At 66.9% G+C, this 7674-nt stretch carries 8 protein-coding genes; 4 read left to right on the top strand and 4 right to left on the bottom strand.

What is annotated here, in order from left to right; all coding sequences use genetic code 11:
- From G6017_RS03200 to G6017_RS16675, 3 genes are all read left to right on the top strand, one after another.
- On the top strand, window positions 1-421 hold a 421-nt coding region (locus G6017_RS03200), incomplete at its 5' end, for an alpha/beta fold hydrolase (RefSeq protein ID WP_182615929.1).
- 186 nt (window positions 422-607) lie between these two features.
- A complete protein-coding gene (locus tag G6017_RS03195) occupies window positions 608-1180 on the top strand; it encodes an SOUL family heme-binding protein (protein ID WP_182615927.1) in 573 nt (190 codons plus the stop codon).
- Between the two features lie 72 nt (window positions 1181-1252).
- On the top strand, window positions 1253-2353 hold the full coding sequence (locus tag G6017_RS16675; RefSeq protein WP_241731354.1) for a type IV toxin-antitoxin system AbiEi family antitoxin: 1101 nt from the start codon (window positions 1253-1255) through the stop codon (window positions 2351-2353).
- Window positions 2354-2592: 239 nt separating this feature from the next.
- Here the strand turns inward: G6017_RS16675 and G6017_RS03185 are convergent, their stop codons facing one another.
- Both G6017_RS03185 and G6017_RS03180 read right to left on the bottom strand, forming a co-directional pair.
- A complete protein-coding gene (locus tag G6017_RS03185) occupies window positions 2593-3261 on the bottom strand; it encodes a DUF3800 domain-containing protein (protein WP_182615925.1) in 669 nt (222 codons plus the stop codon).
- A 483-nt stretch (window positions 3262-3744) separates the two neighbouring features.
- Window positions 3745-4353: a hypothetical protein gene (locus G6017_RS03180; protein ID WP_182609400.1), complete on the bottom strand. Its 609-nt coding sequence runs from the start codon at window positions 4351-4353 to the stop codon at window positions 3745-3747.
- Between the two features lie 69 nt (window positions 4354-4422).
- On the opposite strand from G6017_RS03180, the gene G6017_RS03175 reads away from it, so the two are divergent.
- A complete protein-coding gene (locus G6017_RS03175) occupies window positions 4423-5568 on the top strand; it encodes an IS1096 element passenger TnpR family protein (protein WP_182609401.1) in 1146 nt (381 codons plus the stop codon).
- Window positions 5569-5650: 82 nt separating this feature from the next.
- On the opposite strand, the gene G6017_RS03170 is transcribed toward G6017_RS03175, so the two are convergent.
- Together G6017_RS03170 and G6017_RS03165 are read right to left on the bottom strand one after the other, a co-directional pair.
- Window positions 5651-6904, bottom strand: coding sequence for a type II toxin-antitoxin system HipA family toxin (locus G6017_RS03170; RefSeq protein WP_182609402.1), 1254 nt, complete (start codon window positions 6902-6904; stop codon window positions 5651-5653).
- Window positions 6897-7343, bottom strand: a complete 447-nt coding sequence (locus tag G6017_RS03165) for a helix-turn-helix transcriptional regulator (RefSeq protein WP_159110396.1) — start codon at window positions 7341-7343, stop codon at window positions 6897-6899. Before G6017_RS03165 ends, G6017_RS03170 begins: the two co-directional genes overlap by 8 nt.
- Window positions 7344-7674: the final 331 nt, after the last annotated feature.

Genomic DNA, 7674 nt, shown 5'->3' with positions numbered 1-7674 from the left:
GGCGCGGGCCGACCGCGCTGCAGGCCTGAGTCCGGAGGCGTACGAGGAGATCGCGCTCGACGGCATGGAGGCGGTGTACTACGGCGACCGCGGCCACGATCCGGAGCTCCGGGCCGAGCGGCTGCGCGCGGCGCGGGCGTACGGGCCGGAGAGGTTCGCCGCCCATTCGGTGGCGATCGGCGCCCGGCCGGATCGAAGAGAGTTTCCCGCGCAGGCTGGTGTCCCGGTGCTGATCGTGGGGGCGTCGGACGACCAGGTGGTGTCCACCGAGGAGCAGCGGCGGTGGGCTGAGGCGAATGGGGCCGGGGATGGTCGCGTCACCTACGTCGAGATCCCGGAGACCGGACACATGCTGCCGGTGGAGGCCCCGGACGAGCTGGCCGGCGCGATCGTCGACTGGCTCCGCGGACTCTCGGGCTGACCCGGCCGGTTCCGCGCCACCCGGCAGCCGCGGGTCGGGCGGGTGGAGGTGGGCCTCGTCGTCGTCATCGTCGTCGTCGCGATCTTCCACCCGCACCACGTCGCCCAGTGGCATGCCCGCCTGGCAGTCTCCGGTGACTGGACGCGCGGCGCCGCCACTGGCCGCTCGCGCGCGTACCGTCGATTCATGACCGAGCAGCAGCCCTACGAGGTGCTCGAGCATCACCCGGAGTTCGAGCTGCGGCGGTGCCCCTCCCACGCCGTGGCGGAGGTGTCCGTCGGCGGGTCGTTCAGCAGTGCCGGCAACCAGGCATTCAGCGCGCTGTTCCGGTACATCACCGGTCACAATGAGTCCGCCGGGTCCATCGCCATGACGGCGCCGGTCGTCCAGGAGGCCTCCGGCTCCGAGAAGGTCGCCATGACCGCGCCCGTGGTCCAGACCGAGGCCGACGGCGGCGAGCACGTGGTCGCCTTCGTGCTGCCCGCCTCGCTCACCGCCGCGACCGCGCCGGTGCCCACCGATCCTCGGGTGCGGGTCAGGCAGGTGCCCGACCGTGTCGCCGCAGCAGTGCGCTACTCGGGACGGTGGAGCGAGTCGGCCTATCGACGCCACCTGGCCGACCTCGAGGCCGGGATCGCCCGGGCCGGGCTGGTCGCCACCGGGCCGCCCAGGTACGCCCGGTTCGACCCGCCTTTCACGCCGTGGTTCCTGCGGCGCAACGAGGTGGTGCAGGACGTGGTGTGGCCCGAAGGCGGCTGACTCGCGTCCCGCTGGCGGTGTTCGGCAAATTGTCCGCTTCCGTTGGCTGCGGAACGGCGCTATTATCCGAACATGATAAACGGCAAGACGATAGATTCGAGACCCCCTTCGGAGGCGGAACTCGTCGATGCCGCGTCCCAGGCACTTCGCGAGAGACTCCCGCCGGAGTGGAAGATCGATACCAGGCAGGGCGCTACATCGTCGACATCTGGCGGCGCCGATTCTCTGATGGTCGCCGAGGCTCCCGATGGGAGTGCCGCAACATTCTGTGTCACCGTCAAGAGCGCCGTCGTAGCTCGCGACATACCTGCGCTTCGGAAGAGGTGCGGCGACACTATGGCCCAGGTGCCGGACAGTGGGTGCCTGGTCTTGACTCGCTATCTCGCGCCCGCCGACCGTGCGCGGCTCGACGCGGCTGGCATTTCATATATCGATGCGACCGGTAATATGAGGGTTTCATCCCCCGTTCCCGCACTCTTCGTCTCGGATCGTGGTGCCGAAAGAGATCCTTGGCGGGGGCCAGGGCGCCCGAGGGGCACCCTCAAGGGAGAACCCGCAGCGAAGGTAGTCAGAGCGCTACTCGATCTTCCCGGGCCATGGCGTGTGCGGGAACTCGCCGACGTCGCCAATGCCTCGGTGGGGTCGGTATACCGTGTGATGCAGTTTCTCGAAGATCAGGAACTTGCGCAGCGGCTGCCTGACCGGCGATTCCTGGTGTCCGATTGGGCAGCTCTTCTGCGCAGATGGAGCGACGACTATCAGTTACTCCGGTCCAATGCCGTGTCCCATTGGATCGCTCCCCGGGGCCTGTCGGACCTTCTCGATACGGTGCGCGAGGAAGAGGACGTCGACTACGCGCTGACCGGGTCCGTCGCAGCAGCAGCGTGGGCTGCCTACGCACCAGCCAGGTCGGCGATGGTGTACGTCCGAAACGTCGAACGTGCAGCGGCGAACTGGGGCTTGCGCGCGACCGAAGCGGGAGCGAACGTGCTGCTGATCGAACCCACTTACCCCGTCGTCATGGAACGCGCCATGACCGCGTTGGAAGGGCTCACGGTCGCCCGCCCGGCCCAGGTGGCTGTGGACCTCATGACCGGGCCGGGCCGGGCACCCGCAGAGGCGAACGAGTTGATCGAATGGATGAGGGCACATGAACAGTCCTGGAGGGGGTAGTGGCGATCTGCTCGTCAGTGCCCGGTCTGCGCTTCTGGACGCGGCCGAGGCGTTGTCCGAGCAGGCCGCAGTCGACGGGCTGATTGCGAGACCGGCATGGAGGGCCGCCCGTCATGACCTCGACACGCTTTAAGGCTGTCAAGTTGCTTGACACGGTGGTACATTTTCAGTGCGACCCCAATCGACGAAAGAGCCCCTGGGCTTCGGGAATGATCCCTAGTTGGTTGGGGTTTCGTGCGTCAGTAGTAGTGCTCGGTGCCGTACCCGAAGTAGTCACTCTCGATCCTGATCTTGCTCCGGGTCAGTCTGTGAGCCCGGTCGTCGCCGGTCTCCCACTTCCGTGTGACCGCCCAGGTGCAGTAGTCCGCAGCCTGGAGACCGAAGTCGGACTCATCCCGCCAGAATGCCAATACTCGCTTGGCGCGGAAGGGCAGACACTGGGCCATGACATCGTCCACGGCGCCCCTGAACGCAGCCCGGGTCTTCCTGGTTCCCATCTGAGCGGCGACGACCTGGATGGAATCGCCCTGGTGGAACAACTGAGGGGCGGCCCGACTGAGATGAAAAAACCAGGCGTACTGGTAGAACTTCGGTTCGGTTGGGCGGATCGAGGGCTGGGCCTTGGACTTCTCCAACAGAGTGATGTCGAACCGGAACTCAAGTTCCACCAAGGCGTCGAACACCGCGTCTCGCACGACCTGGGCGTCCGGAGAGGCGTGGAAACACGAATCCAAACCCTGGGCCTTCCAGGCCAGTTCGTCCCGGAGCCGCATGAGGCGCGTCCGGAGCGCCCACACCTGTTCTTCGTCGGCGCACAGCGTGCCAACCGCGAAGTACCTGGATGCCTTCCCGTTGCGGAGGAACTGGAGGTCGCCACTCTCATCTGCGAACAGATACTTGATCGCCACGAAGGCACGTCGGACAGTGAGCGTTAAGACGGAGCGGGTCCGGTGAGCGACCAGGCGATCACGTTACTTGTCAGCTCGGGGATCGGGCCCTCGCCGGTGGAGCCGTCGCCCCACCGCGGAAGGTCCACCCAGATGCGCAATGGTGGACTGCCGATCATCGGGAGGTCGACATGGGCGAGTGGGCGCATCGTCGAGGCGAGCACGTCCCTTTCGGAGGTCCCGCAGTTGAGCGCCGGGACGACACCCGGCAGGCAGATCACCTCGGCTCTCCGCCCCCCCCCGGCGCCGTGGGCCTGCACAAGGGACCCCGCCACTCCGCGCAACTACCGCACGTCGCTCGACCCGCGTGCTGACCGTCCTGGCCTCCGCCCGATCGCCCCGCGTTGGGGGCGAGCGCCCCGGATCGAGCGGGATCGTCCACTCGGCGGGATCCGCCCGGTGGTTGGGGGCTCGGTGCGCGGTGCGCGGGAGCGGCGGCCGTCGTCATCGCTTCCGCGCCGACACGTGCTCGACCTCGACGGACACCGGCCGCCACGAGATCCCGGGGATCGAACGCAGGGGAGCGAACGAGTCGGCAGCGCGCTGCCACGCGACGGACAGACTGTTCGCGATGAGGTCGGCGTCGGCGGGGTGGGCTCGCGTGGCGACGCGACGCAGGAGCTGGACGTCGGTGAGCTTGACCGTGACCGTCCACGTGATCGTCCCCCGGTCGTAGATCTCGGTGGTCACAGCGCTCTCAACATCGAGAACCCGGAACGCGCCCTCTTCGAGGAGTTCCTCCACACCGCCCGTAGGCCAGATCAGCCAGTTCAGTTGAGGCAGCGGCGGCAGGGTGGGATCGGGCCCCGCCTCCTCACTCGCCGGGTCCTCGATCACCGCACCGGAGAACGCATCGACCACCACGGTGTCCTTGAGGTACCGCGTGAGGGCCGCCGTTACCGTCGCCGCATCGACGATGGTCACCTCCGCGGTGACAGTGCAGGCCCACGTCTCGCGGTTCCTGCCGGGACGGGGCCGCGCAGGCGAGGGTTGCGGGGTGGGCTCAGGCGCGGACTCGGGTAGGTCGAACAGCCCGGGCTCGTCGGTGTCCATGGCAGGTGAGACTACTTCTCCAAACGGGGGCGTCCCAGCGCGCCGCTCGCATCTCGTATCGTCGGTGAGGTGACGCCCTCGACAGATCGCCCCTACGGACCAGGCGACCTCACCGCAGACGAGTTGAAGCACGCGGTTCTCGACGCATTGGCGAGCGCGGGAGTCCCGCAGACCGAGTTGATGGCCTCGCTGGCGGCCGGGGCTGACTATCAGTCCCCGTGGGACCGCCCGGCCGTCAACCGGCGGCACCCGAGGCGCGAGTCGCCGGTGACGTATCGCGTCAAGGTCGAGCTGCTGGACTCGTCCCCGCCCATCTGGCGACGCCTGGACCTGCGTAGCGACCTGGAGTTGCCGCGCCTTCACCTGATCCTGCAGGAAGCCATGGGCTGGACGAACAGTCACCTGCACGAGTTCGTCCACGCATCCTCGCGCCGGGACCGCGACGCCGAGCACTTCGCCTCCATGGACTACCCCGACGCCGGGGAGATGGGCGAACTCGACGAGGCTGACGTACGGCTCGACGAGCTGGCGCACAGCGTGGGCGATAGGTTCCTGTACCTGTACGACTTCGGTGACAGTTGGTGGCATCGCGTCACCGTGGAGAAGGTCCTGGAGCCCGACGACGACGACGACGAGATCCCGGATGCGACGGTGGTGGCAGGTCGCCGGGCATGCCCTCCGGAGGACTGCGGGGGGATCTGGTCATATAACGAGTGGATCGCCGGCGGCGAAGAGTTCGACTCGGATGGCTGGGGCCCGGAGGTACTCGAGTTCTGGGCCGGCTGGGACGCGGAAGAATTCGACCTCGAGGACGTTCAGCGGCGAGTGGTCGGAATCGCCGACACGCCAGCCACTCTCAGGGAAGTCCAGCGGGACGAGGCCGCGAAGCTGCAGATCCTGCTCGAACGGGTCGGCGACGGGGTCAAGCTCACCGCGGCCGGGTACCTGCCGCCGACGATGGTCGAGCAACTCATGGCCGACACCGGCTGGGACCGCACGTGGATCGGGAAGAACAATCGCGAAGACCTGACGTTCCCGATCTGGCAGCTGAGGGACTGGGCCCGCGCGCTGGGGCTGGTGCGTAAGTACAAGGGCGAGCTCCGGCCGACCCGCCGCGGTACCGCGTTGAAGAACGACCACCAGGCCCTCACCGAGCTGATCGCTCGCAGCTTGCCGCACGATCGGCTCTACGGCACCCCGCTCGACTGGTTCTGACCCGGCCGGTTCCGCGCGGCCGGGTTTATGCGGGCCGGGGGCGGGTGGCGGACCTCGTCGTCGTCGCCCCAAGTCGGTTCACTCAACCGAACCAGGCCAGAACCCGTCGACACTGGGCCTCGACCTCGGCCATAAGCGTGTCTGCCAACCGGTGTTCGTCGTCAGTGCGCGGGGGGTGCAGCTCGATGGCGGATCGGAGTGCCCCGGGCAGCTCATCGGCGTCGAGGTAGATCTGGGCGGTGAGCACGCTCGGATCGAGGTCGTTGGTCTCCGCAAAGGTGATCCAGTGGCGGAGGGTGATCTCGTCGTAGGCGTACCGACTCCCGATCTTCATGGCGAGTCTGCGCTGACTCCGTTGTGGTGAGTACGGGTAGATCGACGCGATGTCATAGAGCGGTGCGAGCCGGGGTGGGGAATCATCGGCGTGAAGAATCGCGTAATTCTTGGCATGGGCGTCGGTGGCGCCGAGCAGAAAGTTGATCGCAAGCGCTCGAACGAAAAGCCAGACGTCTTCCTCGAGGCGGAGCGCCCGCAAGAAGGAGATGACATCTCCGGGGGATGGGCCTCCATCGGCCTGGTACCTGCGCGACGGATGAACTGCGAGAGCTTGGCAGAGGTCCTCCTGATGGACACGGGTCACGGTTCCATCAACGGCGACATGGCGGTCCCACCGTCGGCTGATCACAGCGGGAGTGCCAGCGAAATCGACATAGTTCGTGGCGGCCGTCGGCAAACCGATTGTTCGGACGGCTTGCAGACACAGGACTTCGTTGTACGCCTGGCAGGGGAGATCGGTAACACCAGGCTTGATGATGTGCGTAGTGGGGATCGCGCCGGTCGCCTGATACCACTGGTCTGCTCGTCGGTGGAGAGCGACCTTCTCCTGAGCTCCTGCGAGCGACCAATGCTCGCCGCGGGCCTGCCAGGATGCCTGTCTGCTCGAGATCAGCTCGCGAAGTCTCCTGCTGATGTCGGCGTCAGACATCGGTACGAGGACCCCTTCGTCGAGTTCATCCATCGCATCGGGGCGGAGAAACTGAACAGCGCCGGCGCAATCGCGACCGACAGCGGTGAGGAGGGAAAACGTGTTGCCTGCGACGGCCCCGTGATGGCGGGCGATCTGGACCCGCGCGGCCTGGTTGTCGGGCAACAGTCCGTCGAGGAAGGGTTCGACCCGATCGGGGCCCCAGGCCTGACGGCGTCTGGGCATGGAGAGCGAGAGATTCCGTTCGGGGCCGTCGAGGTCGTAGGAGAACGAGTGCTTGCCATGACGGCCCTCCGTCAACGTCCCCAGTCTCTGTCCAGACAGTAGGACCGCGAGTTCCTTGTCAGGCATCGGAAGACCGCTGAGTGATGTCATCTGCGACGTCGCGTGCACGGTGGGCCGCCCGGATGGCGCGTGCAGCGGCAAGCGCTACTTCGCCAGGGGGGGCCACTTTTGCGGAAGTCAGGACTTCATAATCGTCCGCCGGTGTGTCGACTGCTTCGGGTGCCTCCATCGCCTCGACTGCATCGACCGCCTCGGGCAGGTGCCGCGGGTGGCGGGCCGACTCGGCGGGGGGCGTGTCCGAGTCCGGTACGGGATACGCCAGCCGGATCGTGACGTCCAGAACGTCCATCATCGCGAGCACCTTGCTCAGTGACGCATTGGGAGCGCGCCCGCTCTCGAAGAGGCTCACCCAGGAGCGTGTGAGATGGGCTGCCGCTGCGAGGTCGGCCTGGCTCATACCGGCGGCGAGACGGGCGTCCCTGACCGACGTAGCGATGTCGGTCACAGTCCGGGCCCTAGCGGCGAACGTTGCCATGACGCTCCTGAGGTTCGTTGTATCGATCGCAGCCTAGGTGTTCGGTTTACCGAGCACAAGGTAGTGTGTGCGCTATTTCGAACTTTGCGGTCGTCAAGCACCCTGTCCGGGTATCGGGGAGAGCCTTGTCGTCGTCGCTTTCAGGCGCGCAACCACAGGCCGAACTGTGTGCGTTACGACAGCGTGCGGCCGGTGAGTCACTTAGACGATGACGTCGTTCGTCGCCTCGCGGATGGGGCTCTCGCCGGTGGAGCCGTCGCCCCGCCGCGGAAGATTCACCCAGATGCGCAGCGGCGGCCCG

The sequence above is a fragment of the Dietzia sp. B44 genome (assembly GCF_014145245.1).
In the GTDB taxonomy this organism is placed as follows: Bacteria; Actinomycetota; Actinomycetes; order Mycobacteriales; family Mycobacteriaceae; genus Dietzia; species Dietzia natronolimnaea.
Note: the sequence above shows the minus strand (reverse complement) of the source record. Positions and strands in the feature narration are given on the sequence as shown.